The following is a 666-nucleotide window of genomic DNA, read 5'->3' on the forward strand; positions in this document are numbered from 1 at the left end:
ATCCAGTGTCTTGTTGTGCATGTGTCAGCACGGTTTCCGATACCAACAGTTCCACTAGAGTTGTTAGCCGCTGGTCATAATCATATGGAGGTGTTCGTGTAGGTATTTACGTTTTTATATTATTTCTTCCAGGAGTATGTGTCTCAACGCATACTTGCTGTTTTTTTTTTTGTTCGCAAGACCACGCTCGTCGAGGTCTTGTGCAAGCGCATGCGCGACCATCACCAGCTCGCGGTGGTCACCAACGACATCTACACCAAGGAAGACGAGCGCCTGCTGGTCGCGGCGCAGGCCCTGCCGGCCGAACGCATCATGGGCGTGGAGACCGGCGGCTGTCCGCACACGGCGATCCGCGAGGATGCCTCGATCAACCTCGAGGCGGTGGACCGCATGAGCAAGTGCTTCCCTGACCTGGACCTGATCTTCATCGAGTCCGGCGGCGACAACCTCGCCGCGACGTTCAGCCCGGAGCTTTCCGATCTGACGATCTACGTGATCGACGTGGCCGGCGGCGAAAAGATTCCGCGCAAGGGCGGCCCCGGCATCACCAAGTCGGACCTGCTGGTGATCAACAAGACCGACCTTGCGCCGTACGTGGGCGCCTCGCTCGACGTGATGGCGCGCGATGCGCAGCGCATGCGCGGCGACAAGCCCTTCGTTATGACC

Annotated in this window: 1 protein-coding gene; it reads left to right on the plus strand. The window is 58.9% G+C overall.

All coding sequences use genetic code 11. From position 1 onward, the window contains the following. Positions 1–138: 138 nt before the first annotated feature. A partial coding sequence (gene ureG, locus CSC66_RS17225) for an urease accessory protein UreG (protein WP_238394453.1) occupies positions 139–666 on the plus strand: 528 nt, incomplete at its 3' end.

This window comes from Pseudoxanthomonas kaohsiungensis, from assembly GCF_010211765.1.
Lineage (GTDB): Bacteria > Pseudomonadota > Gammaproteobacteria > Xanthomonadales > Xanthomonadaceae > Pseudoxanthomonas > Pseudoxanthomonas kaohsiungensis.